Genomic DNA, 25,995 nt, shown 5'->3' with positions numbered 1-25,995 from the left:
ATATACACCTTCATAATCTAAATATTTTTTCGGGTTTTACAATATAAATTTCCATATTTAAATTATTTACATACTCTTCCAAATACTTTTCCGGTCTTCTACCGTATCTTCCTGAAATATGGTATAAAATCAATTTTTTTACATTGGTGTCTTTTACAAGTTCTAAAACATCTTCTAAAACAGCATGATTTTTATACTTTCTATCTTCTTTTTTGAGAAAAGTACATTCGTGAAATAATATCTCCGTATCTTTTATATCTTCTTTTTTCAGAAGATATGTGTCTCCAGAAACTGTTAGTATTTTCTTTTCAAAATTTTCTGAGATATAGTCTCCACCATATTTTTTTGCAAGTTCTGCTAATTTAGATTGTCTCAAGCCCAGAAATTCTCTTTTTAATTTTTTTCTTACTTCAAAGATATGATATCCAAAACTTTTTTCACTATATGTATGTGTTACTCTAAATGGTACTATATATTTTTTAGGGCTCTTTTCCCTTAAAATTATTTTTTCACCTTCTTCTAAAGGAAATATACCCAATTTAAATTTTAAGTCAGAATTCATCTTTTTAATAAATTCTAAATATTCTTTTATTCCTTTGTTTCCCTTTGGATAATAAATATTTAATGCCTTTTCTCTATCTCCCATTGCATTATTTCTTGTGTTAATCAAGGACCATAATCCGGATATATGATCCACATGACCATGTGTCAAAAAAATGTGTTTTATAGCATAGATTTTATTATTTAGGAGCGTAGAAACAGACTCTCCTGAATCAAAAAGTATCCGTTCAGGAGAATAATAAATCCAAGTTGTATATAAAGCTTTCGAATAAGCGATTATATTCAATTTTTACCCTCCTGAACAACTTCAACTTTAATTTTTCCAGAAACTCCTTCTGGAAATTTTATTAAAATATCGTAAATTCCAACATTTTTTATAGGTTTGTCTAATATTATATGCTTTTTATCTATTTTTATACCCGAAAATTTTAAAATAGCATCCGCAATATCTGAACTAGTTAAAGCGCCAAATAACTTACCACTTTCTCCTGCTTTTACCAGAATTTTATAGAAATACTTTTGTAAATTTTTTAAAATTTCTTCATTTTCTTTCTTTTTCTTTGCTTTTTCCTCTTCTGCTTTTTTTCTTTCGTCTTCTAATCTTTTTAAAACTTTTGGAGTTGCTTCAAGGGCTAATCCCTTTGGTATAAGAAAATTTCTTGCATATCCATCTGAGACATTTTTAATTTCTCCCTTTTTCCCAATTTTTGGAACATCTCTTAACAAGACTACTTTCATAAAATTTCACCTCCGAAAATCTTTCATTACTATTCTGTCGTTCCCCGAATAATCTTTTATAACAGTCCAATCTTTTTTCCTGAAAAATTCTCCTTGATCATGACCTATTTCCATTACTACAATTTTATCAGAAAAATCATACAAATCTAAGAATTTTCTGTAAAAATCTAGTCCATCTTCACCTGAAAACAAAGCTTCTTTTGGTTCATAGTGGATTTCCGAAGAAAGAATTGCGTCTTTTCTTACATAAGGTGGATTAGATACAATAAGTTCAATTTCACTAAATTTTTTGTTGAAAGGCTCAAGATATTTTCCCTTTTGTATTTTTAACCTTTTTTCAAGGTTGTACCTTTTTAAGTTTATAGTTGCTACTTTTATTGCTTTATCAGATATGTCAGTTGCATAACCAATACAATTTGTGTTTAAAAGAATTGAAATAATTAACGCACCACTTCCAACACCAACTTCTGCAATCTTTTTTATTTTATTTTTTTCTATTATATCGATTGCAATCTCTACTAAAAGTTCAGTTTCAGGTCTTGGAATTAAAACTCCTTCTTCAATATAAAATTTGTATTTGAAAAATTCCTTTTCTTTAACTATATAAGCTAAAGGATAACCTTTTAATCTCAAATTTATCCATTTTTCAAATTCAGTTCCATCAAATTCATAATCTGGATGTGCGATAAGATATTCTTTTGATTTTTTGGTAAAATATTTCAATAGAATATAGGCTTCCAATTCTGGAAGCCTTTTTTTTCTAAAGATATCAATTACGTCTAAAACTTTCATATACCAAGTTGTGACCTGACGTTTGGATCTACCCTTTCAGGTGTCCAAGGTGGGTCAAAGGTCAATTCCACTTTTACATCATTTACCCCATCTAATTCTCTTAATTTTGCTTCTGCATCTTGCAAAATCATACCAGCGAGTGGACACATTGGTGTTGTCATAGTCATCAATACAAATATATTATTTTTATCATCCACTTTAACTTCATATACTAATCCCAAAGAAACAACGTCTAAACCTATTTCGAAATCAATAACCTCTTTAAGCTTATTCCAAACCATTTCTTCAGTTATATTTGCCATGCTTTTCACTCCTTATCCAATTTTTCAATTAAGTTTGAAAAGTTATTTGCTACATGGTTAATTTCATCAAATTCAGGACCTTCAACTAAAATCCTAATAACTGGTTCTGTACCAGATGGTCTAATAATAACTCTACAATTCTTTGTTTCTTTCATAAGATCAAAAACACTCTTATTTTTATAAACTTCTTTATTTTTTACTTCTACGTTTATCATAACTTGTGGATAATCAGGCACCAATTTTGATAACTCAGATAAAGTACTTTGTTGCCATACAAGATAAGATAAAACTTCCAATGTTGTTATTAATCCGTCACCAGTTGTGTTTCTATCTTTATAAATTATATGCCCACTTCTTTCTCCGCCTAAAACGTAATTATTTTTTAACATTTCTTCTAAGACATATCTATCTCCCACTTTGGTTCTTACAGTATTAATTTTATTGTTTTTTAAAAACTCTTCAACTCCCATATTTGAAAGGATTGTTAACACAACTGTGTCATTTGCCAATCTTTGTTCTCTTTTCAATTTGAGTGCTGTAACGCCTAAAATTTTATCGCCGTGAAATTCATTTCCATTTTCATCTACAAATATACATCTATCTCCATCACCATCATACAAAACCGAAATTTTACCACCTGTGATATATTTTTTTACCTCTTCAGGATGTGTAGAACCACATTCTCTGTTTATGTTAAACCCATCTGGTTGATCATTAATTACCTCTACTTTTGCTCCGAAAAATTCTAAAATTTTAGGATTTAAATCATATGTGGCACCATTTGCTACATCAACTATTAATTTTATTCCTTGTAAATCTAAACCTTTGTATGTCTTTTTTATGTATTCAAAATACTCCTCATGTGCAAAACTGTAGTTTATTACTCTTCCAATATTTTTATAATTACAATATTTTATATTTTTCATTTCAAATTCTATTCTTTCTTCAATTTCATCTGGAAGCTTATAACCTTTCATTAAAACTTTTAAACCATTGTACTTTGGTGGATTATGTGAAGCGGATATCATAACACCAGCGGCATTTTCTATTCTAGTAATAAGTGCAAGAGCAGGAGTTGGTAGAATTCCGCATTTATACGCATCTACACCAGCAGATGTAATTCCTGCAACCAAAGCTTCTTCTAACATATCACCAGATGCCCTTGTATCTTTTGCGATAAATATTTTTTTATCTACCATATTTCCCAATACATTTCCTAATTTGAATGCAAGTTCTGGAGTCAAGAATTCATTTACAACTCCTCTGATTCCATCGGTCCCAAAAAGTTTCACCATTACGCCTCCTTATTGAAAATATATACTGCATCTTCGTCGTCAATTTCTTTTATTTTTACTTTTACTATTTCCCTATCCTTCGAGCTAGGAATGTTTTTTCCTACATAATCAGGTCTTATTGGAAATTCTCTATGTCCTCTATCCACAAGGACGGATAATTGTATAAGTTTTGGTCTTCCTCTATGTGTTACTGCATCCATAGCTGCTCTTGCTGTTCTACCGGTAAATAACACATCATCTACTAGTATAACTATTTTATCTTTTACATCAAAGTTTATTTCACTTTTATCTGTGTTTGTTTTTTTATCATCATCTCTAAATGGTCCTACATCTAATCCTCCTACATTTACCTCAACATTTTCTATTTTCTTTATATTTTCAGCTATTCTTTTAGCTAAATAATATCCTCTTGTAAATATACCAATTAAAACAATATCCTTTGCGCCTTTATTTTTTTCAAGTATTTCATGCGAAATTCTCATTAGGGACCTTCTAATATCGTCTTTTTCCAAAATTTTTTTCATTTAAAACCCCACCTCAAATAATAGATTGTAACCGTACAGTGTGTTTTCATAATGCATTGGTAGATCAGAAACTGTATCTCTGTCAATTGCATAAAATGCATCAAGTAATACCATAAGTTTTTCTATTCTTAATGCAAAATAACCACTGATTTTATTGAAAAACGATTTGTTAATAGTATATCCTGGATTCCAGAAAGCACCTAATTCCAATGTTTTAAAGTTAAGTACAGGACCTACATTAAACTGAAAGTACTCTTGTTTTATAAATTGAAAATTTGCAACAAGACTATATGTTTCATTCCCAATTATCAAATCTACACCAACATCTGGTTTAAAAAATTCAAATGGACTTTGGGCAAAAAGTGTCAGTTCTTCAACAAAAGCTCCCAACTTTACGTAATTTATGATTTTACTCATAAAACCTACGCCTAAGCAAAAAGAATATCCCTCATTTGTGCTATTAGTATATTTTTTAACGAGAAAGTTTATACCCCACTGAAATTCATCGCCCACTGATTTCAAGATATAACCAATCCTATTGAGATTTTCTGGGCTTGCATTTTCGGTAAAAAGATATAATTTGCCGATCAAATTATCTTCTTTTTCACTATAAAACAGTCCAAACTTGGTAACCCATATATCTGAAAAATAAGTAGAATATGTAAACCCCAAGCTTGTATAATTTTCTCTAAAATTTGCAGGGTTTTCAATATTTCTCATGGAAAATAAAAAAACACTTAAAATACTTAATAAAATTACCAAATTTTTTTTAAGCATAATATTTTAAAACCTCCCCCCTTAGATCCTCAAAGGTATCGTTATCAATACTTTCACGAATCCTTTTACTTAAATCCATCATAAAATGCAAATTATGTATTGTTAGAAGTATTTGCCCTAAAGCTTCACCTCTATCAAAAAGATGTCTCAAATAAGATCTAGAATAATTTCTACATGTGTAGCACTTACATTCTTTGTCAATAGGCGTCTTATCAAATTTATGTTTTGCAGCTCTTATATTTATTTTCCCTTTCCACGTCAAAGCCTGACCATGTCTTGCTACCCTTGTTGGTAGTACACTGTCAAAAACATCCACGCCAAGATTAACTAGATCAACTATTAATCTTGGTGCTCCTGCTCCCATAAAATACCTAGGTTTATTTTCAGGTAAAAGAGGGACTGTAAATTCAGTCATTTCTAAAGTTAAGTCATATTCTTCACCAACGCTTAATCCGCCTATGGCAAATCCATCAAAATTCATGCTGGTAATTTCTTTTGCGCTTCTTTCCCTCAAGTCTTTAAAAAATGCTCCTTGAACTATACCAAATATTGCTTGATCCGACAAACTCCTTATTTTTTTTAAACTCCTTTCAGCCCACTGAGTTGTAAGTTCCAGTGCATATACTGCTTCTTGATGAGTAATTCCAGGTTCAGCACAATAATCAAAGGCCATAACTATATCTGAACCAATGGCATTTTGAATTTCCATAGAAAGTTCTGGAGTAATCATATGCATACTTCCATCTAGTGGAGACTTTATTAATACTCCATCTTTTGTTATCTTTCTACCCTTTCTTAAACTAAATACTTGAAACCCTCCACTATCAGTTAAAACCGGTCTATCCCAATTCATAAAATTGTGTATTCCATCATGATGTTTTAAAACTTCTATACCTGGTTTTAAATACAAATGGAATGCGTTGGCAAGTATAATTTGCGCACCTACATTCTTTAAGTTTTCAGGTGTCATTAATTTTACATTTGCATTAGTGCCCACTGGCATAAAAGTTGGAGTTTCTACAACTCCGTGTGGTAGATATATTCTACCTCTTCTAGCATTTTTTGTTGTTTTTAAAAGCTCAAATTTCAAACCCATTTTCCTTTATCAACTCCCTAATACTTTTGTATAATCCATCGACTTCATTCTTTAGATCTTCCAGTTCTTCTTTATATTTTTTTACAAATTTTTCATCCTTTATACTTGAAAGATTAATTAACACGTTGTACATAGCTATTCTGAAAGAAGAATAAGCAAGTTCTGCTGAAGAATATGCATCTGATATGGCATTTTTATTTCCAAATTTACTTGTAATTTGTGAATATTTTAATATATTCCTAGTTTCTCTTGCAAGTTCAAATGGAACATCGGCTGCTTTTTTTAATGCTTCTTGTAAAATCTTTCCTCTTTCCGGATTATCTCTTGGGATTTTAATTGCTTTCATAACTTCGTTGAATGCTTCCATGTCTTTTGTGGCTATATCTTGTAATTTATTTCTTGAATATTCCATGTGTTCTAAAACTTCTTCCATGCTTTCTTCGTATTCAGCGTATTTTTTCTTACCAATGGTTAAATTTGCAACCATTTGATTCAATGCAGCAGAAAAAGCTGCAACAATTGCCCCCACTGCTCCTCCACCAGGTACTGGTGATTTATCAGAAACCATATCACAAAATTCCTTTAAGGTGGTCTTTTCAACATTCATAAGAAACTCCCCCTTTTGAATTTTTATTTGAAATTATAATGTTTTTTTACTGGAACTTTTACTCTCCAGATGCAAGATAATCCCTTTGGAAATTCAACGAGATCACCTTTTCCAATTTTGTAAACTTTGCCATCTTTTGTTTCAACTTCAACTTCCCCTTCTAAAAAATAACAAATTTCTGTTTCATCATAGTACCAATCAAATTCAGAAATCTCCTTTGTCCAAATAGGCCATTGGAAAACATTTAACTCTTCTAATTCTTTTTTGGAAGGCCTTTTTATTTTTACTTCCATCTATCTCACCTCCGAAAATATTATATCATATGTAGCCTAATTTTCTTGACAAAAATGAATAAAAATGAAAGTGTTAAAAAATAAAATAGGAGACGATAAAATTTAAGTCATTACCATGTGGAGCTTTATTTTAAAGTAGATATCTTATTGATGAAATTACTATCATTACAAATACTATTAACCTTACAAATTTTGTACTACTTTTTAGTGCAGTAGTTGTTCCAAGCTTTGCACCAATCATTGTTCCAAATGCTAGAATTGTGCCCTTTAATATATCTATCTTTCCATTTAGTAAAAATATGAGAAATGAGAAAGAAGTATAACATAAGACTATAAATACTTTTAAAGCATTTGCTTTTTTAATATTATTCCCTTCTATGAAAATTAGACTTGTAATTAGAAAAAAACCAACACCTGCTTGTATAAATCCACCATAAAAGCCTATTATTAGAAAGATTAAAAAACTTAAAAGATAGTTTTTTTTAACTTTTTTTCCTTCTTCCCAAACTTTTGGTTTGTATAAGATAAAGACACTCATTATAAAAAAAATAATTCCAATTATTTTTTCTAGAATGTGTTTATCTATATTTAACACGGTGAAAGTTCCAAAGATAGCACCTATTGTAGTTGGAATGGAAAGTAACAAACCTTCTTTAACTGAAAAGGCCTTGTTTTTCTTAAAATTTGTAGTTGCAATTATATTCTGCAAAAGTATGCCTATTCTATTTGTACCATTAGCTACTGAAATATCTAGCCCAAGAAGTGTAAGGATAGGTAGTGTTAGCATAGAACCACCACCTGCAAGAATATTTACAAAACCTGCACCAATACCCGACGAAAAAAGTAGTATATACAGCATTATAATCCCTCCTTTGATAGATCCACTAATAAAATTCTTCAAAAAACTGCTTTTATTCTTTTCAAATCCAAGTGATGCAGATTGAATAGAAGTAATGTGTTTTGTATAATTTTTTTGGATTCAAAATTAACAAATCAGTGCCTGAATTGTCGAAAGATCTGATTATTGTTCTTTTTTCATGTTTGATCTATTGGGGGTAATATAACCAATATTTAAAGTTGTTGTCAATTACTCTTTTTCTTGTACTGTTGAAAGTTTGATAGTTAAAATTTGGAAAATGACTTTTTCAAGAACAAACCCTTTAAATTTATCGTCTAAAGAACGACCAAAAATATGATTATTGATAACACTAAATTCTTTTTGGAAAGTAATATATTATTTCACTTTTATTGTTTTTCATTTCTTTTTTCTAAACCTGTATCAACTTTAAGGTAATTATACGATATTTTGTTTGTAATACAAAATATTTTTTGAATTCTTCATATTTTATTTCATGGTATAATTATTTGAGAGAAAAAAAGGAGGAATAAATATGGGATTAGTTGCAGAAGTATATGGTGTGGAATTGATGCCTATTGGTCCGATAATTTATTATACAGATAATGGGGAAGATATAAAGCTTGGTGACAAAGTAGTTGTGATGAGTGAATTTGGTTTAGATTATGGAATTGTACGAATTGGAAAAAGGCAAATGAGTATAGATGAAATAGGATACGACTTAAAACCAATATTTAGAAAGGCAACTTCTGAAGATTTGGTAAAAATAGAGGAAAACAGAAAAATTGCCGATGAAGCTATTAATGTTACTAAGAAATTGGTAAAAAAGCATGGATTAAATATGAAAATACTTGATGCAAGATTGATGCTGGATGATTCAAGATTGGTTATTTATTTTAGCTCAAAAAATAGGGTAGACTTTAGAGAACTTGTAAAGGATATTGCAAAAGAGTTTAAGACGAGAATTGAGTTGAGGCAAGTAGGTGCGAGAGATGAAATGAAATTTGTTAAAGGGCTTGGATTATGTGGAAAAAAAGCTTGCTGTACGTACTGGTTGAGGAATTTTGATAGTATTACGTTAAAACATGCCAAAAGACAACAAATGATGATTAATACTGCCAAAATAACAGGTCCTTGTGGTAGATTGCTATGTTGTTTGAAATTCGAATATGATTTTTATATCGATGCATTGAAAAATATACCAGATGAAGGAAGTACTATTAAGTATGAAGGGAAAGATGCAAAAGTAATAACGGTTAATGTATTTTTATCGAGGGTGACTATATATACAAGGGATGGAGAAACTGTCGCTTTGCCTTTTGAATATTTTAGAGGTGATAAAGATGTGGAAAGTACTAATTTGGATGGGAATTCTTCTGATAATAATTGGGATAATAACAATGATTTTAGAGAAAATTAAAATATTTCCATTACCTGGAGATATTGTTATAAAGAAAGGTAATTTTGTGATAATTATTCCTATAACTTCTATGATTTTATTTAGTTTAGTGCTGACTCTTATGTTAAATCTTATCTTTAAAAGGTGATATTGTGAAGATAAAAAATGTATCATTAGAGGATTTAAAAAGTTTAACTAAAATAATTTCCGAAAATATTGATGATTTAAATTTTATATATCTAAATGGAGATTTGGGTTCAGGAAAAACCACTTTTACGAAGTATTTATGTTACTATCTTGGAGTGGATTTGTTACAAGTAAGTAGTCCTACGTTTTCTATAATTAACGTTTATGAAGGAAAAAGAACGATTTATCATGTGGATCTCTATAGAATATCTGATTTTGACGAAGTTTTTTACGTTTTAGAAGAGAATTTTGAAGATAAAGAAGGAATTTTTATAATAGAATGGAGTGATTTATTTAAGGATTATTTTACTGAAGAAGGGCTTAAAATAAACTTTTATCACAGGGATGAAAAGACAAGAGATCTTGAATTTTTTACTGACTTGGAGAAACTAACTATTAGTCTAAGGAGGTGGATGAATGAAAGAGAAAAAGTTTGAGAAGTTAGAACAAAAGGTTGCAAAATTAAACGAGGAAGAAATAGAAATTCCGGGAGAGTTACCCGTCATTGCAATGAGAAGTAATGTTGTTGTATATCCAAACACTGTTGTACCATTTTATGTAGGGCGTGAAAAGTCGTTATATGCTTTAGAGGATTCAATGGAAAATTACAACCAATTGTTGTTTGTAGTTAATCAGAAAGACCCAAAGATTGAAGAACCCAAAGAGATTGATTTATTTAAAATTGGAACAGTTGTAAAAATAATGCAAATTGGTAAACTTCCAGATGGAACTTTTAAGGTTTTGGTAGAGGGAATTTCGCGGGCGGAATGGATTAAATCAATTGAAAAAAAATACTTTAAATTTAAGATAAAGCTTTTAAAATCAAAATATCGGAAGACAAAAAAATTAATTGCTTTAATGAGAGTTGTGAGAGATGAAATGCAAAAATACATACAATATTCTAGAAAGTTCCCCACAGAAGCTTTAATGTTTTTGGAGGATATGGAAGATCCCGATGTATTTGCAGATTTAGCTGCATCAATTTGCCCTGGAAGTTTAGAAGAAAAGCAAGAATTACTTGAAATATTACATCCTGCAAGACGTTTAGAGAAAATTTTGGAATTAATATCTAAAGAAACGGAATTACTTGAAATAGAACACCAATTAGATCAAAAGGTAAAGAAAAGAATTGAAAAATCGCAAAAAGAATACTTTTTAAGAGAAAAACTAAGGGTTATTAGAGAAGAGCTTGGTGGAGAAGAAGATGCTGAAATTAGGGAATTAGAAGAAAAAATAGAAAATGATGATTTGCCGGATTATGTTAAAGAAAAAGCAAGATTTGAATTGAAAAGACTTGAAAAGATGTCTCCCTATTCACCTGAGGCAAATGTTATAAGGAATTATTTAGATTGGATTTTAAATTTACCTTGGAATAAAAAAACAGAGGAATTATCTGATTTGAAAATTGCTAAAAATGTTTTGGAAAAGCATCATTTTGGTCTTGAAGAACCCAAGCAAAGAATTTTGGAATTTTTGGCTACACGTAGTGTTTCAAAGTCGATGAAAGCGCCTATTATTTGTTTTGTTGGGCCGCCAGGTGTGGGGAAAACTTCTTTGGGACGTTCTATTGCAGAGGCTTTGGGAAGGAAATTTTTGAGGATGTCTTTAGGAGGTTTAAGAGATGAAGCAGAAATTAGAGGCCACAGACGGACTTATGTTGGGGCATTACCTGGAAGAATTATTCAACTTATTAGAAAAGCAGGTGTTAAAAATCCGGTATTGTTATTAGATGAAATTGATAAAATGGGAATAAGTTTTCAAGGTGATCCTGCATCTGCATTGCTTGAGGTCTTGGATCCAGAGCAGAATAAAGATTTTGTTGATCTGTATCTGGAGTTACCTTTTGATTTGTCAGAGGTTTTATTCATTACTACAGCAAATACTTTGTACAACATACCAGAACCACTAAAGGATAGAATGGAAATTATTGAAATTCCAAGTTATACTAACGTTGAAAAATTTCATATAGCAAAAGATTATATTCTCCCTAAAATATTCAATGAGTTAAATTTTGAAAGAAAAAAGATAATATTTAGGAATGATTCAATTAAGCAAATTATTTTAGAATATACGCTTGAACCAGGAGTTAGGGAACTTGAACGAAAGTTGAGAACTATTGTTAGAAAATCTATTTTGGAAATTGTGGAAGGGAAAGAAAAAGTAATCATAACTACCAAAAAAGTAAAGGATTACCTTGGGGCTCCAAGGATAAAAGAAGAAAACAGATTAAAAAAACCAACAATTGGTGTATCAACTGGACTTGCTTGGACGGCATATGGCGGGACGACTTTGTTTATAGAAAGCATATTATTTCCGGGAAAGGGAAGATTAATATTAACGGGTAAATTGGGAGAAGTGATGAAAGAATCTGCACAAATTGCCTTTAGTTTAGTAAAAAAGCTTTGTGGGGAGAAGTTTACAGAATTTTTTGAAAAGAATGATGTACATATCCATGTCCCAGAAGGTGCAGTGCCAAAAGATGGACCAAGCGCAGGTGTTACTTTGGTAACTAGTTTGTTTTCATCTGTTAAGAAAGTTCCTGTTGATAACAATATTGCAATGACAGGTGAAATAACATTGAGGGGAAGAGTTTTGCCCGTTGGGGGAATAAAGGAAAAAGTTTTAGCTGCGTATAGAAAGGGAATAAAGAAAATTATTTTACCATATCAAAATAGATATGATATTGAAAAAATACCAGAAGAAGTTAGAAAAGATATCAAATTTGTTTTCGTAAATACAATTGACGAAGTGTTAAGGGAGGCATTGATTTGTGAAGATAAAGAGTGTTGAATTGGTAAAAACTATATATAGTAAAAAAGAAAGATATCCTGAGCCGTTAAATGGTGAGTTTGTTTTTGTTGGAAGATCGAATGTTGGAAAGTCAACATTATTGAATACATTAACAGAGAGAAACATTGCAAAGACAAGTAAAAAGCCAGGGAAAACTGCTTCTGTTAATTTCTATAAAATAAATGATTTACTTTATTTTGTAGATTTACCTGGTTATGGTTTTGCCAAAGTTTCTGAAAAAGAAAGGCTTAGGTGGAAGAAAATAATAGAATTTTATTTTGAAAGTAGATTTTGGAATATAAAGATGATTTTTTTGCTTGTTGATGGAAGACATGAATTGCAAAAAAACGATGAAATGATGATTGATTGGTTAAAAGAAATGGATTTACCTTTTTCCATTGTTTTAACTAAAATAGACAAGTTAAAGATGTCTGAAAAATCTAAAATGATTAGGTATTACAGAAATTTATTTGGTGAAAACTATATTGTTATACCTTATTCAGCTGTGACTAAAGAAGGTATATCGGAAATTTTAAAATTAGTTGAGGATCTTGGAGGTGCAAAGGTTTGATACGAGATATAATTGATGAAAGAATAAAAAGTATACTTTTGGAAGAGGGTTTTGATTATTCTTATAACATAGAAATTCCAGATGAACGATTTGGGGATTTTTCGACGAATGTAGCTTTAATTGGAGCTAAGTATTTCAGGAAACCTCCTCTTGAGATAGCAAAGATATTCGTTGCAAAATTGGAAAGTGACCCTTTATTCTTAGAAGTTAATATTGCTGGGCCGGGTTTTATAAATTTTAGAATTTCAAAGGCATTTTATATCAGTATTTTGGAAGAAATGTTAAAAAAGGGTGCAAATTATTGGAGACCAAAACCGAAACAATTGAAAGTACAGCTGGAATATGGTAGTGCAAATCCTACAGGTCCTTTTACAGTAGGACACGGAAGACAGCTAGTGATAGGTGATGTTCTAGGTAATGTTTTGAGGTTTTTGGGGTATGATGTTGAAAAAGAAATGTATTTAAACGATGCAGGAAGACAAATAAGACTTTTGGCGCGTTCTTTATGGGTGAGGTACAATGAGTTATTCGGAAAAGAATATGATTTACCTGAGGATGGTTATAAAGGTACGTATTTAATAAATATCGCAAGAAGTTTGAGTGAAAGGGAAGGAAATAAGTTTGTAGATAAATGGGATGAGAAAGTGGAGAAGTTTTTCATGGAGGAAGCCGTATCTAGTATATTAGATAGTATGGAAAGGACACTTAACAAAATAGGTTGTAAATTTGATAGTAAAATAAGGGAAAGTTTTGTAATAGAAAAAGGATATGTTGACAGGGTATTGGAAATTTTTAAAGTGAAAAATTTAGTATATGAAAAGGATAACGCGCTTTGGTTTAAAGTGTCAAAGTTTCTCAACGAAGATGATAAAGTTTTAATTAGGAGTGATGGTACTTATACTTATTTTTTGACGGATATTGCGTATCATTTATATAAATTTGAAAGAGAATATAACAAAGTTTATGATATTTTTGGCAGCGACCATCATGGGCATATTCCTAGAATGAAAGCTGCTATGAGCGCTCTTGATATTTCTGATGAATTTTTAAATTTCATACTCCATCAATTTGTTACTTTAAAACGTGGAAAAGAAGTTGTAAAAATGAGTACGAGGGCAGGTAATTTTGTAACTTTGGAAGAACTTTTAGATGAAGCAGGAAAAGATGCCACAAGATATTTCTTTGTTATGAATGATGTAAATACACATTTAGTTTTCGATTTAGAACTTGCAAAGTCTAAAACTAATGAAAATCCTGTGTATTATGTACAATATGCATATGCGAGGATAAATAGCATTTTTGAGAAAGCCTCTGAAAAAGGGATAAAAGGCGATTATTTGGATAATATAGAACTTTTGGAAAATCCGGAAGAAATGAGTATAATTAAATTGTTGGATGAATTTGTTAATTCCCTTAAACAAGTTGAAGAAAAATTATCACCTCACTTTTTAACAAATTATATTTATTTAGTTTCCGAAAAATTCCACAGTTATTATTCAAAATATAAAATAGTTGATGAAACAAATATTTCTCTAAGTTTGGCAAGATTAGGTTTATTGAGTGTTATTAAAAATGTTTATGAGATAGTGTTCAATCTTTTGGGAGTTAAAGCACCAGAAAGAATGTAGAAGGTGAGAATTTGAATATTGATACGTTATTTTCTAGTTTTATTCATGAAATAGGTAAAGCAAAAACTGAGGAAGAAGTTTACAGAACACTTTTAAAATCATTAAAGGCAATGTTAAAGTATAACGGTGCTTTGGTTTTAAAGCAAAATAAAGTGGTTTTTTTTGATCCAGAAGTGTTTGATATTTCAAAATATTCTGATTATATGGCCTGGATTGAAGAAAGATTATTGCCTTCGTTTTTTTTGGAATCAGATGAATTTATTGGAATAATTCCCATAGTTAAACAAGGGAAAATGTTGGGAAGTATAATTGTAAGAACTAATAAAGAACCTAATAACGAATTAATGGTTTTTTTACAAATTTTTTCTTTTTTAACGGGAATTACTTTAGAAAATTTGGTATTAATTGAAAAAATAAAGAATTCTGAAAAGTTTATGTTTGAGGTTTTAAATTCTATTAGCGAAGGTATTTTTGTTTTGGATGAAAAAGGTGAACTAGAGTTTTCAAACAAGTTTGGTAAAGAAATAATAGAGAAGTATGATATAAAGGATTATTTTAATTTTTTAATTTTAGATGATGCAAATATACATTCTAAGGAATTTGGTGAAAATTATTTTACTATTGTAAAAACAAAATTTGATTTTTTAGGTAGTACCAAGTATATTATCACTTTCAACAATGTTACATATGAAATGGAATTGGAAAAACTAAAACAATTAGATAAGATGAAGACGGAATTTGTTGCAAATATTTCTCACGAGCTTCGAACTCCTCTATCTGCTGTAAAGGCGTATACCGAGACCTTATTGAATATGGAGGTTGATCCTGAAAGTCAAAGAGAATTCCTTTCTATTATATACGAACAAAGCGAGAGACTAGAAGCTCTATTAAATGACTTGTTGGACTTTACATTAATAGAATCAGGTACAATGGAGTTAGAATATAGTGAGTTTAATATTTGTGAGGTTTTACAAAGTGTTTTGGAGAAAGTATCTCCATTTGCGGAAAAATTTGGGGTAAAATTAGAACATAGTTGTAGTGAAGTTACTATATTTGCGGATAGAAAAAGAATTTTTCAGGTGGTGTACAATTTACTCGATAATGCGATAAAGTTCAACGATAAAGAGAAAGATGAAAGATTTGCGAAGGTTAACATAAAAAATGAAGACAATGAATTAATTATTGAAGTGGAGGATAACGGTATAGGAATTTCTGAAGAAGAGAAAAATAAAATTTTTGAGAAGTTTTACAAAGGGGATAGAAGTTTAACTTATGAAGTTTCTGGTACCGGGTTAGGCCTTGCAATTGTAAAAGAAATTGTAAGATTGCACGGAGGAAATATTGATGTAGAATCTGAAGTAAAGAAGGGGACAAGATTTATAGTGAGAATTCCATTAGGGAAGTGAGTAAATGTTGGTAAAATTTATAAAAGAAATAGAGGAAATTCCAACGCCAGATTTTCAAGTTCAGCAGATAATAAATATAGCATCTAATCCGGATTCGTCTATAAAAGATCTTGAAAAGGCTATTTCAATGGATGCTTCATTATCTCTAAAGGTTTTAAAATTGGTAAATTCTGCGTATTATGGGCTTCCGAGAAAAATAACAAAGATAAGTGAAGCTGTAATGATTTTAGGATTTAAAACTGTAAGAAATTTGGCATTATCGATTTTTACGTATTCTTCTTTAAATAAAGGGGCTTCAAATGTTGATAAGAAGAAACTTTGGCAACATTTTATGTCAACTGCTATAATTTCAGAGGTGGTTTCAAAAATTATCGGTTATCCTGAACAGGAAGAAGCATTTATGGCGGGGCTTTTGCATGATATTGGGAAAATTGTATTAGATATTGCATTTCCAAAGTATATTACTAGTTTGGTTGAAAAATCAAAGTCTAATAAGGTGTGTTTTTACACTTTGGAAAAGAAGTTAGGTGAAGAGACTCATGGTGAACTTGGGGCATTTTTAATTGAACAATGGAAACTTCCGGAATTGTTTCAAATAGTTTCTCTTTACCATGATGAACCAGAAAATAACGATCAAGAAGCTTTTGATACGATTTTATACATTGTGCATCTTGCAAATTATTTTTCGAATTTGATGTACAACGGATATTCTGGTTCATATTGTGAACCTACATTATCTGCCAAAACGTTTAAAGTTTTAGGTATAAAACCGTCGGATTTGATTGATATCTCAATTAAAATAAGAAACGCTTTGGCAAAAGCGAAAGCTCTTTTAGAAGGAGGAGAAGAAAATGAATCCTGAGTATAGAAATATGAAAATAGAAAATCGTATAAGAGAACTTATTTCTGAAGGGTTACGAAAAATTAAGGTTCCGGAGTTTGATGCAATAAGAAGTTACATAGTAATTTCAAGGGTTATTATTTCAAAAGATAAAAAATATGCAGATGTTTATGTAAGTTATATTGGTAATGCAGAAGATAGAAAAAAGGCAGTTGAGCTTTTGGTAAAGTATAAAGGTTTCTTTAGAAAATATATTGCAAAAAATCTAAGAATCTATACTACACCAGAGCTTAGATTTAAGGAAGATATAGGTATAGAAGAAAGTGTAAAAATAAATAAACTTTTAGATGAAATTTCATCTAAAAATAATGAAAATACTTCCGATAATTAATATAGGTAGCTTTTTTTAGGAGGGATAACCATGGATGGTGTTAAAGGGGTGAGTAATGGCAAAATAGAAATTTTTGAAAATAACCTAAAAAATCCAAATTTAGATCAAAAAAAAGAGATAGATCAACAAAATAGAAATGTTGATTTGAATGTCGTTGCGAAAGAGTTTAAAGAAAATTTAGAAAAATTAAAGAAAATTTTTAGAGGTGAAGCGGAATTTAATATTGACAAGGATACAGGGATGATAGTTGTAAAAATAAAAGATAAGGATACAGGAGAAATTATTAGACAAATTCCTCCCGAGGTTGCATTGAGACTTGCAAAGAATCTTGAAGAATTGATTGGTGTTATATTTGATGAAAGAGCTTAAGGAGGTAATATTATGGATTATAGCTCTATTGCTCAGAATATCAACTATAGATATACCTCCAATGCTCCAATGTTTCAATTTGGTGGTTTATCTTCTGGGTTAGATACAGCTTCTATAATTGATAAAATAATGGAAGTAGAATCCCGGCCTTTAAATAGGCTTAATGAGAAGTTTAAGATTTTAGATTATCAACAGAAAGCATATAATAACGTTTCTGATAAATTGCGAGATTTTATGAATTATTTAACAGATTTTAAGTTACAATCTAATCTAATTCCAAAGAGTGCAACGGTTTCTGATGCAACGGTTTTAACTGCTAATGCTAGTGCTACTGTTTTGGATGGTAATTATTCGATTTCTGTCGATAAATTGGCTTCAAGAAGCATTTATAATGGTGGAAGAGTTGGTGTCGATATAACTTCTACAGATACATATTCTAGTTTGAACCATAAATATGCACCACAAGATTCGACATTAGTTTTAACTGTTAATAATACAGATGTAAATATTAGTATATCTTCAACGGATACGATTAATGATATTGTAAATAAAATTTCAAGTGCTTTTACAACTGCGGGTGCTTCTGCCACCGTTACTTTTGATGATGTAGAAAATAAATTGGTGATACAATCTTCTGATATTTTTTCAATTTCACAATCAAGTGGTAATTTTTTAAGTATTTTTAGGTTAGATGATGCAAATTTGATAAACAATTCAGGAACTTATACGTTGCAAAGTTCGGGAGATATTGGTGCATATTCAACAAGCAAAACTTTAGCAGATTTAGGAATATCTGGAAGTGGAACTTTTACAATAAATGATGTTTCAATCTCTTATTCAGATACTGACACAATTTTTGATCTAATTTCAAGAATTAACAATAATGTTAGTGATGTTACAGCATCGTATGATGAGAATAATAACAAAATAGTTATAATAGCAAATGAAATGGGTGATGTTATTATAAATATATCTGGAGCACCTTCTGGGCTTGGACTTGATACTGGGACATTTACATTGGGAGATGTAGCCCATGCAACGTTAACAACTGATTCTGGTCTAACTTATGATCTTTATTCTGATAATAATACGTTTACTTACAATGGTTTAGAATTTACTGCATACAATTTAGGAAATGTAACTATAAGTGTTAATACTGATACTGATGCTATAGTGGAAAAAGTTAAAGAATTTGTCGATAAATGGAATGAAATGACCGATTATCTATACACTAAATTAACTGAAGATAAGGTTAAAGGTAAAGATGAAAGTGAAATGTCTGAAGAAGAAAAGATACAAGGTTATTTAAAAAATGATCAATATTTAAGAAGAATTTTTGACAAAATGAGAGGATTTTTATATGATTCGTACAATGGTAATTATTTATGGGAACTTGGAATAACTTCAGGAGATAGCGGTATAGGTTTTGAAAATACGATGAAAGGTCATATTGAATTAGATGAAGATAAATTAAAAGAGTATATTTCGAAAAATGGTGTAGATTCTGTTTGGAAATTTTTTGGAGGTTCTGAAACAAGTTTTGCAAGTCAAGTGAAAGATTATCTTTATGATTTAACAAAATTCAATGGAGAAATAGATCAAGTTGCAGGAGTAAGTGGAAGGTTAGGGAGAGAAAAGAGAGTCCTTGCAAAAGAAATGGCAAATTGGATTGAAATTTTGCAGAAAAAGGAACAAGATTTGTGGGCGAAATTTTCTGCAATGGAAGAAGCGCTTGCAAAATTAAATTCTCAAGGTATGTATATTGCACAGGCACTTTCAAAAAGATGAAAAAGCAGGTGAAATAGGCTTGCTTTTTGGTGTGTGGCAAACAAAAAAATTAATTTATTAATTCTTTTGAATGCATGGCTTTGGTAAAATACCAAAGCCATGTTATTTAGTCTTTTTTGTATCTCTTGAGCATAGTCAAAAGAGTATTTCTCTTTTTTTGTGTTCTTGAATAGTTATTTTCCTATTTAATTTCTTCAAGCTTTGCCTTTTGGCAGTAATTCCTGTACGAACAATGTCTCATACACCCATTAATATAAATAATTGATATCTTATTAATGTAAATAAATTCAAAAGTGCACATAATACTCCGGGGTCACTTAATACTATTCCGCGGTATATAACAAAGAGATAAAATATTATTGAAATTAAGTAGTGGAACATAAAACTAAGGATAAAATCGTTAAAATATAATCTCTTTTTGTATTTTCAAAATGAATCAGTCTCTTTTCTATAAAGATTTATTTCAAAGTTATGAACCTCAAACAATTGTATTTACTCTATACCCTTTCTAAAAAATTATATTCAACTATTTTTGAGTAATAATTTTGCAAGTGCTATTCTTGTTTTCTCATTGCCAGAAATATTGTTTCCATTACTCACGAGAAATGTATCTAGATTTCTTTTATAAATTTTTTCAAACCGGCCAAAATTTTCCGTTGTGTAGTGATATATACTTAAAAACAAGCCTTATAAAAGCTTTCCCCATTCTTTAATTGAACTTATAGTGGTCACTTTTTCATCACGCGTTACTGCAAGATTAAAATTGTCTAATATGTTTTTTCTTTAAAATGAGCAAATACTCCATATTTATAAAGTTTCAAAGACAAGTTCTTTATAAATTTTGAGTGTTTTAGAAACTGCTCTAGCTGGACTTTCATCAAATGGCATATTTTCTTTTTCTGACCTTTATTTACCTAAAACACCCCCTGTTGGTTTTATTTTACCACTTAGGGGGTGCCTTTTTATTGTTTCATTTTTGAGGTTCACTGCAAGCCAAAGATTTCTTTAATAACTTACATTTTCAAGTTTTTTGTAACCTTTTAGGCTTTCATGATCTATAAATACTTCTATTGTGTGCGTTGCATTTGGAGAGTCGCTTTCAAATGCAATTATCCAACTTGAAGAAATGTATTCTAAAAGACCTATATTTGTCAAATCAACATTGCCAGATGAATTAGTATAATTTACAATTCCTCCTGTTTTTTCTATAATTTCTCTTGGATCTTCAGGATTGCTAAAATCAGTATCAGTGATATTGTAGTAATATGATGGTACAAAAGCACCATATATTGTTACGTATCCTGTTATAGCGCTAATTACTTCACTTTTATCGTATAAAGTTTCACCTTCGGCATCTCCAGGATATAATTCTGATTTATAATGTGCAGATGCATCTGTAATGAGTATCATAATTTTTTGTGAAGAAGTTCTCCAAGATGCATTATTAAATGCGTACATGATACCTGCATATGGATTTTCAGGGGAATCTCCTCCACCGAGTGCAGATAAACCAGCAACAAAATTTTTAGCGCTACTTGCATCTGAAAGATCCAACCAGGTGGGTGATACCGTTATATTTTTAGAAGGTGCAGCATCATCAAATGGAACAATTCCTATTCTTGCATCTAAGCCACTTGCTTCTAGAGTGATAATTAAATTTTGAATACTGTTTTTAACCCCTTCAATTGCATTATACATGCTTCCTGTTGTGTCTAATACAATCATTATATCAATTTGTGTTCTTTTTTCAGCTTCTTTAAATAAAAGAAATCCTTGAGCTTTATTGTCTTCGAAGACTTTTATTTCGCTATCAGAAAGATTTGAAATATCGGGAACACTTAATTTTAACCTTACATAATCTGGAACGGAAATTGGTACTAAAAACGGTGTTTTATCAGTTGTAAGGTATAACGTAAGATCAGTGTACAAACTTGTTGAAGGTTTAAGCGCTCCTTCTGGATCTTTTGGAATTAATTTGGGCAACGTTGGAATGTTAACACATCCAAATATAAATATTAAGACTATAAATGATAAAAGTATAATTTTTTTCATAATTATCCCTCCTTTAGAATGTAAAACCTATACCAAGATTTAGGGTATAGATTCCGGTGCTTAAAAATTGAAGATTAAATGTAGTAATTGCTTCGAGTGATAGCGTTATTGGTGCTCCAGTTTTTAATCCCAATTTTCCATGGAATATTTCTTGCGAATAAAGTCCAATTTCTGTGTTTTGCAATTCTACAATAAGAATTGGTGCAACTCCAACGTAAATAGAAGTGCTAGAGATTTTTAGATTGAAAAGCAAGTATGGATCAAATTCAACTAATTTTATTTCTGAGAAATTGGTGTTTTCTAAATCCAAATTAGTTCCTGAGATTGGATAGTAAATGTTTAAGGAAAAACCTATAATGCTTGAGTAAGTACCTAATTCTGCTCCTAAAACAAATCGGTTTTTTCCACTCATTTCTTTTCCAATGCTTGCTCCTAAAAACATGGAAAAATAAATACTCGAAAACAAGAAAAGAAGTATCAATAATGTTATTCTTTTCATTTTAATCACCTCCTAAATATATCATATCACTTTACTATATAAAAATAATATAACATTAATTGGTTATATTAAGTTGTTTGGTGTGATAATACTATGTTAAATTAATAATTCTTTGTTTTTCAAAGTATAGTATTAATTTTTGGACATTTGTGTTAGAATAATATTAGAAAAAATTTGGAGGGGAATAATATGAAGAATATTTTGGACTTTAAGTATGATAAATTGGTTGGAGAATTTAAAAAGATAAATTTAGAAAGATATAGGGTGGATCAAGTTTTGGATTGGATCTATAAGAAGAAAATTTTTGATTTTAACGATATGACAAATCTTTCTAAGGAACACCGAAGGATACTTTCAGAAAGATTTACAATAGATATTCCAGAACTATTAGATATGCAGGTTTCTAAAATTGATAAAACTACAAAGTTTCTGTGGAAATTAAAAGATGGTAACACAATTGAGTCTGTTGCGTTATTTCATGCAGGTAGGGTTACTTCTTGTATATCTACGCAAGTAGGATGTCCGGTAAAATGTAGTTTTTGTGCAACGGGACAAAGTGGTTTTGTGAGAAATTTAACTGTTGGTGAAATTGTAGGTCAAATTTTGGCTATTGAATTGAATAGAAAAGTTAAAGTGGGAAATGTAGTTTATATGGGAATGGGTGAACCACTATTAAATTTTGGAAATGTGCTGGATAGTATTAAAATATTAAATCACAAAAAGATGTTGAATATAGGGATTAGAAGAATTACTATTTCTACCGTTGGAATTCCAGAAAAAATCGTAGAACTTGCAAAATCAGGTTTAGATGTGAAATTGGCATTATCTTTACATGCTCCCACAGATTTTAAAAGAGATCAGATAATTCCGTTAAATAAAAAATACAGTGTTGAAGAGTTAATATATGCATTAAAAAAGTATCAAGAAATCACAGGTAATAGAATTACAATTGAGTATATTTTAATAAGAGAGTTTAATGATTATCCAGATGATGCTGTTAAATTAGCAGAATTATTAAGAAGGTTGAGCGTATTTGTCAATCTCATTCCGGTTAATCCAGTAAATCCTGAATTTCATAGACCAAGCAAATGGGCAATTGAGAGGTTTAAAGAGGTATTAGAGAAAAATGGTATAGAGTGTGAAATTAGGCAAGAAAAAGGTACAGATATAGATGCTGCTTGTGGGCAACTAAGAAGGAGGAATATAAAATAAGGTTTTTAAAATCTTTGATAATATTTTTATTTGGAATATATTTTGGGGCGTTGGCATTTATAGGTATAAATTATTATTTCCAAAGAACAAATTTCTTGACGTTTTCAATTGATGAATTGAAGGGTAAAAAAATTGAAGATATAGAAAAAGATCTAAGTAGTTCTGGATTTAAGGTGGAGTTTTTTAACAAAGGACAAATTGTTGATGTTATTCCAAAGTTTAGTGTGTTAAAAAAGGGAAGAACTATAAAAATAATATTGAGAGATGAAAAATTTAAATTACCTAATTTGTATGGTGTTTTTTATCTTGAAGGTATAAGCTTTTTGAAAAAACGTGGAGTTGATGTTGAAATAGTAAAAATAAAATTTCCCGGCCCAGATGGAAGGATATTGGCATCTTATCCAAGTTTTGGAAGTGAGATTTCTAAGAATTCCAAAATAAGATTATTAGTTGATTTTGGTGAAACAGGAGGTATGGAATGAGAAAAAAAGGTTTGGTATTAAAATTTATGTCAAATATGGCGTTGGTTGAAGATATAGAAACAGGGAAAGTATTCATTTGTAAGCTTAGGGGAAAATTTAAGGAACAAGGAATTAGGCCAATAGTTGGTGATTTTGTAGAATATCGCCATATAGTAGGTAATGAAGGGGTTATAGAAAACATTTTAAATAGGAAGAACGAATTAAAACGTCCGAGGATTGCAAATATTGATCAAGTAGTGATTGTTACTTCTTTAAAAAGACCTGAAGTGCCTCTAAAAATATTGGATAGGTATTTAGTTTTGGTAGAAAATGTAAAAATACCCGCTGTCATCGTTTTAAATAAATGTGATTTGTTAAGTAGAGAGGAAATTGATGTGTTTTTAAGTATTTATAGTAAAATGTATCCTGTTTTTTTGGTGAGTGCTAAAAATAGAATGGGAATTGATAAGCTTGTAGAAGTCTTTAAAGATAAAGTGTCTACTATGGCAGGTATGTCTGGAGTAGGAAAGAGTAGTATATTAAACGCTATTAATCCTGGTTTATCGTTAAAAGTAGGTGAAATTTCAAAAAAGTTAGATAGAGGTAAACATACAACTACTGTTATTGAATTGTTGAAATTTGATTTTGGTGGATGGATTGCTGATACACCTGGATTTGCCAGTTTAGATATTAGTGAAGTTGAAAGTGAAGAACTTAAAAATTATTTCCCGGAATTTAGTAATTTTTTATGTTTGTATCCTGATTGTAATCATATACACGAACCAGAATGTGGAATCAAAAGAGCGGTTGAAGATGGATTAATTGCAAAGTCACGATATGAAAGTTATTTTGAAATGTTTCATGAGCTTTTGGAGGGAAATTAGATGTTTTTACCCACTACAAGATATGATATGGAAAAATTAGGGTGGAAATATTTAGATATAATATTAATTACAGGGGATGCTTATATTGACCATCCCTCAATAGGTGTTTCTTTGTTGGGGCATTATCTTGTTTCAAAAGGATTTAAAGTAGGGATTATTGGACAACCTGATGTAAGAAATGGAAAAGATGTAACGAGGTTGGGAAGACCTCGTTTATTTTTTGGAATAACCGGCGGAAATGTTGATTCAATGGTTGCAAATTATACGGCATCTATGAAGAAAAGAAAAAAAGATGATTATACTCCAGAAAAACTTGGCAATAAAAGACCAGATAGGGCAGTAATAGTGTATTCAAATTTAGTTAGAAGATTTTTTAAGGGTGTGCCAATTGTAATTGGTGGTATTGAAGCAAGTTTAAGAAGATTTGCACATTATGACTGGTGGTCTGATAAACTTAGAAAATCTATATTGTTAGATGCAAAAGCGGATCTTTTGGTATACGGAATGGGCGAAAAAGCGATTTTGGAGATTGCAAAGTGTTTGCAAAAATATGGAGATACAAGTAAATGTAATGATATCAGAGGTGTAGTTTGGTGGACGTCAAAAAGGGTTGAAAAAGCAATTGAAATTCCCTCTTATGAGGAAATATTGAATGATAAATTGAAATATAATGAGGCATTTAAAAAGGTTAGTTTTTTAACTGATCCAAATAGGGATATTTTAATTGTTCAAAAGCAAGACAATAGATATGTTGTGCAAAATCCACCTCAGTTTCCTTTAGATAGAAATGAATTTGATAATTTGTATTTGTTACCTTTTGAAAGGGAAGTTCATCCTTTTTATTTAAAGAATGGGAAGGTCAAAGCTATTGAAACAGTTAGATTTTCCATTACTACTGTTAGAGGTTGTTATGGTATGTGTGCATTTTGCGCACTAACCCAGCATCAAACAACGCATGTTATTTCTAGAAGTAAAGAGTCAATTTTGGAAGAGGTGAAGATTTTAAGAAAAATGAAAAATTTTAGGGGAACAATTTTTGATGTTGGTGGTCCTACAGCAAATATGTATGGAGCTCAGTGTAATATTCGTGCCTTAAAAGGACAGTGTAATAGATTTTGTCTTTTTAAAGAACCTTGTAAAAACTCATTAGTTGATCATAGTAAATTGTTGGATTTGTTATATACTATAAAAGAGGTAGATGGAGTGAAAAATGTTTTTATTTCATCTGGAATAAGGCATGATTTGGTTTTGGAAGATAAAAAATACGGTGAAATTTTTATTAGAGAGCTTCCAAAATTCACCCCCGGGCAATTGAAGCTGGCACCGGAACACTCTCATGAAAATGTTTTAAAGATTATGAGAAAACCGAATATTAATAAGTTTTTGGAATTTAAAAGGAAATATGAAAGTAACTCCAAGAAAAAATATGTAGTTGCTTATTTTATTGTTGGTCATCCTGGAGAATCTTTTAAAGAAAATAGTCATTTGAAAAGATTTATTAGAGAAAAATTGGGATATAAACCTCAGCAAATTCAAATCTTTACACCTACACCTGGTACCTTAAGCACGGCTATATATTTTACTGGTGTTGATCCGTATACAAATGAAAAAATATTTGTTGAAAGGAAATTGAGTAAACGTAATCAGATGAAGAAAAATATTATTCACATGTGATAT

The 25,995-nt window shown here is 30.3% G+C and carries 28 protein-coding genes; 15 read left to right on the top strand and 13 right to left on the bottom strand.

The window, feature by feature from the left end; genetic code table 11:
• Positions 1–10: 10 nt before the first annotated feature.
• The 11 genes from AS157_RS02200 to AS157_RS02150 all read right to left on the bottom strand — a co-directional run bounded on the left by AS157_RS02200 (position 11) and on the right by AS157_RS02150 (position 7,844).
• Positions 11–847: an MBL fold metallo-hydrolase gene (locus AS157_RS02200; RefSeq protein ID WP_077289847.1), complete on the bottom strand. Its 837-nt coding sequence runs from the start codon at positions 845–847 to the stop codon at positions 11–13.
• Complete coding sequence (gene rplI / locus AS157_RS02195) at positions 844–1,299, bottom strand: 50S ribosomal protein L9 (RefSeq protein ID WP_077289848.1); 456 nt, start codon at positions 1,297–1,299, stop codon at positions 844–846. Before rplI ends, AS157_RS02200 begins: the two co-directional genes overlap by 4 nt.
• A 6-nt stretch (positions 1,300–1,305) precedes the next feature.
• A complete protein-coding gene (gene prmC, locus AS157_RS02190) occupies positions 1,306–2,091 on the bottom strand; it encodes a peptide chain release factor N(5)-glutamine methyltransferase (RefSeq protein WP_077289849.1) in 786 nt (261 codons plus the stop codon).
• Positions 2,088–2,393 carry a metal-sulfur cluster assembly factor gene (locus AS157_RS02185; protein WP_075666435.1) on the bottom strand — a complete coding sequence of 102 codons (306 nt, stop codon included), beginning with the start codon at positions 2,391–2,393 and terminating at the stop codon, positions 2,088–2,090. The genes prmC and AS157_RS02185 overlap by 4 nt, the downstream gene beginning before the upstream one ends.
• Positions 2,394–2,398: 5 nt before the next feature.
• A complete protein-coding gene (glmM, locus tag AS157_RS02180) occupies positions 2,399–3,688 on the bottom strand; it encodes a phosphoglucosamine mutase (protein ID WP_250880015.1) in 1,290 nt (429 codons plus the stop codon).
• A complete protein-coding gene (pyrR, locus tag AS157_RS02175; RefSeq protein ID WP_077289851.1) occupies positions 3,688–4,212 on the bottom strand; it encodes a bifunctional pyr operon transcriptional regulator/uracil phosphoribosyltransferase PyrR in 525 nt (174 codons plus the stop codon). The genes glmM and pyrR overlap by 1 nt, the downstream gene beginning before the upstream one ends.
• A complete protein-coding gene (locus tag AS157_RS02170; protein ID WP_077289852.1) occupies positions 4,213–4,989 on the bottom strand; it encodes a hypothetical protein in 777 nt (258 codons plus the stop codon).
• Entirely contained in the window at positions 4,982–6,085 is a 1,104-nt protein-coding gene (tgt, locus tag AS157_RS02165) for a tRNA guanosine(34) transglycosylase Tgt (RefSeq protein ID WP_077289853.1), read from the bottom strand. The genes AS157_RS02170 and tgt overlap by 8 nt, the downstream gene beginning before the upstream one ends.
• Positions 6,069–6,692 (bottom strand): cyclodeaminase/cyclohydrolase family protein, encoded by a 624-nt coding sequence (locus AS157_RS02160; RefSeq protein ID WP_077289854.1) that lies wholly within the window; start codon positions 6,690–6,692, stop codon positions 6,069–6,071. The genes tgt and AS157_RS02160 overlap by 17 nt, the downstream gene beginning before the upstream one ends.
• Before the next feature lie 23 nt (positions 6,693–6,715).
• On the bottom strand, positions 6,716–6,985 hold the full coding sequence (locus AS157_RS02155) for a cupin domain-containing protein (RefSeq protein WP_075666441.1): 270 nt from the start codon (positions 6,983–6,985) through the stop codon (positions 6,716–6,718).
• A 130-nt stretch (positions 6,986–7,115) separates the two neighbouring features.
• On the bottom strand, positions 7,116–7,844 hold the full coding sequence (locus tag AS157_RS02150) for a sulfite exporter TauE/SafE family protein (protein ID WP_143611775.1): 729 nt from the start codon (positions 7,842–7,844) through the stop codon (positions 7,116–7,118).
• 532 nt (positions 7,845–8,376) lie between these two features.
• Here AS157_RS02150 and AS157_RS02145 point away from each other — a divergent pair.
• The 11 genes from AS157_RS02145 to fliD are packed head-to-tail and all read left to right on the top strand — an operon-like array spanning position 8,377 to position 19,210.
• The gene (locus AS157_RS02145) at positions 8,377–9,261 is read left to right on the top strand and encodes a PSP1 domain-containing protein (protein ID WP_077289855.1); all 885 of its coding nucleotides are present in this window, start codon (positions 8,377–8,379) and stop codon (positions 9,259–9,261) included.
• Positions 9,185–9,388 (top strand): DUF2905 domain-containing protein, encoded by a 204-nt coding sequence (locus AS157_RS09695; RefSeq protein WP_197023261.1) that lies wholly within the window; start codon positions 9,185–9,187, stop codon positions 9,386–9,388. The genes AS157_RS02145 and AS157_RS09695 overlap by 77 nt, the downstream gene beginning before the upstream one ends.
• A gap of 4 nt (positions 9,389–9,392) precedes the next feature.
• Positions 9,393–9,863, top strand: a complete 471-nt coding sequence (gene tsaE, locus AS157_RS02135) for a tRNA (adenosine(37)-N6)-threonylcarbamoyltransferase complex ATPase subunit type 1 TsaE (RefSeq protein ID WP_077289857.1) — start codon at positions 9,393–9,395, stop codon at positions 9,861–9,863.
• Positions 9,844–12,216: an endopeptidase La gene (gene lon, locus AS157_RS02130; RefSeq protein ID WP_077289858.1), complete on the top strand. Its 2,373-nt coding sequence runs from the start codon at positions 9,844–9,846 to the stop codon at positions 12,214–12,216. The genes tsaE and lon overlap by 20 nt, the downstream gene beginning before the upstream one ends.
• Entirely contained in the window at positions 12,197–12,787 is a 591-nt protein-coding gene (gene yihA, locus AS157_RS02125; RefSeq protein WP_077289859.1) for a ribosome biogenesis GTP-binding protein YihA/YsxC, read from the top strand. The genes lon and yihA overlap by 20 nt, the downstream gene beginning before the upstream one ends.
• Positions 12,784–14,415 carry an arginine--tRNA ligase gene (argS, locus tag AS157_RS02120; RefSeq protein ID WP_077289860.1) on the top strand — a complete coding sequence of 544 codons (1,632 nt, stop codon included), beginning with the start codon at positions 12,784–12,786 and terminating at the stop codon, positions 14,413–14,415. Before yihA ends, argS begins: the two co-directional genes overlap by 4 nt.
• An 11-nt stretch (positions 14,416–14,426) precedes the next feature.
• Entirely contained in the window at positions 14,427–15,821 is a 1,395-nt protein-coding gene (locus AS157_RS02115) for a sensor histidine kinase (protein ID WP_077289861.1), read from the top strand.
• Positions 15,822–15,825: 4 nt separating this feature from the next.
• Positions 15,826–16,683 (top strand): HDOD domain-containing protein, encoded by an 858-nt coding sequence (locus AS157_RS02110; RefSeq protein ID WP_077198646.1) that lies wholly within the window; start codon positions 15,826–15,828, stop codon positions 16,681–16,683.
• On the top strand, positions 16,673–17,053 hold the full coding sequence (gene rbfA, locus AS157_RS02105) for a 30S ribosome-binding factor RbfA (protein WP_077287980.1): 381 nt from the start codon (positions 16,673–16,675) through the stop codon (positions 17,051–17,053). Before AS157_RS02110 ends, rbfA begins: the two co-directional genes overlap by 11 nt.
• 30 nt (positions 17,054–17,083) lie before the next feature.
• The gene (locus AS157_RS02100; RefSeq protein ID WP_077287981.1) at positions 17,084–17,422 is read left to right on the top strand and encodes a flagellar protein FlaG; all 339 of its coding nucleotides are present in this window, start codon (positions 17,084–17,086) and stop codon (positions 17,420–17,422) included.
• A 12-nt stretch (positions 17,423–17,434) separates the two neighbouring features.
• On the top strand, positions 17,435–19,210 hold the full coding sequence (gene fliD, locus AS157_RS02095; RefSeq protein ID WP_077289862.1) for a flagellar filament capping protein FliD: 1,776 nt from the start codon (positions 17,435–17,437) through the stop codon (positions 19,208–19,210).
• A 1,005-nt stretch (positions 19,211–20,215) separates the two neighbouring features.
• Here fliD and AS157_RS02090 read toward each other — a convergent pair.
• Together AS157_RS02090 and AS157_RS02085 are read right to left on the bottom strand one after the other, a co-directional pair.
• Complete coding sequence (locus tag AS157_RS02090; RefSeq protein WP_077289863.1) at positions 20,216–21,262, bottom strand: VWA domain-containing protein; 1,047 nt, start codon at positions 21,260–21,262, stop codon at positions 20,216–20,218.
• A 13-nt stretch (positions 21,263–21,275) separates the two neighbouring features.
• On the bottom strand, positions 21,276–21,761 hold the full coding sequence (locus AS157_RS02085) for a hypothetical protein (protein ID WP_077289864.1): 486 nt from the start codon (positions 21,759–21,761) through the stop codon (positions 21,276–21,278).
• Positions 21,762–21,950: 189 nt separating this feature from the next.
• Between AS157_RS02085 and rlmN the strand changes: the two genes are divergently transcribed.
• From rlmN to AS157_RS02065, 4 genes are read left to right on the top strand one after another with little or no spacing between them, the layout of a single operon-like run.
• Complete coding sequence (rlmN, locus tag AS157_RS02080) at positions 21,951–22,973, top strand: dual-specificity RNA methyltransferase RlmN (protein ID WP_077289865.1); 1,023 nt, start codon at positions 21,951–21,953, stop codon at positions 22,971–22,973.
• 50 nt (positions 22,974–23,023) lie between these two features.
• Positions 23,024–23,455, top strand: coding sequence for a PASTA domain-containing protein (locus AS157_RS02075; RefSeq protein ID WP_231450387.1), 432 nt, complete (start codon positions 23,024–23,026; stop codon positions 23,453–23,455).
• Positions 23,452–24,318: a ribosome small subunit-dependent GTPase A gene (rsgA, locus tag AS157_RS02070; RefSeq protein ID WP_077289867.1), complete on the top strand. Its 867-nt coding sequence runs from the start codon at positions 23,452–23,454 to the stop codon at positions 24,316–24,318. The genes AS157_RS02075 and rsgA overlap by 4 nt, the downstream gene beginning before the upstream one ends.
• Positions 24,319–25,992: a YgiQ family radical SAM protein gene (locus tag AS157_RS02065; RefSeq protein ID WP_077289868.1), complete on the top strand. Its 1,674-nt coding sequence runs from the start codon at positions 24,319–24,321 to the stop codon at positions 25,990–25,992.
• The last annotated feature ends 3 nt before the right edge of the window (positions 25,993–25,995 follow it).

This window comes from Thermosipho sp. 1244 (genome assembly GCF_018588215.1).
In the GTDB taxonomy this organism is placed as follows: domain Bacteria; phylum Thermotogota; class Thermotogae; order Thermotogales; family Fervidobacteriaceae; genus Thermosipho; species Thermosipho affectus.
This window is presented reverse-complemented; position numbering and strand designations above follow the sequence as displayed.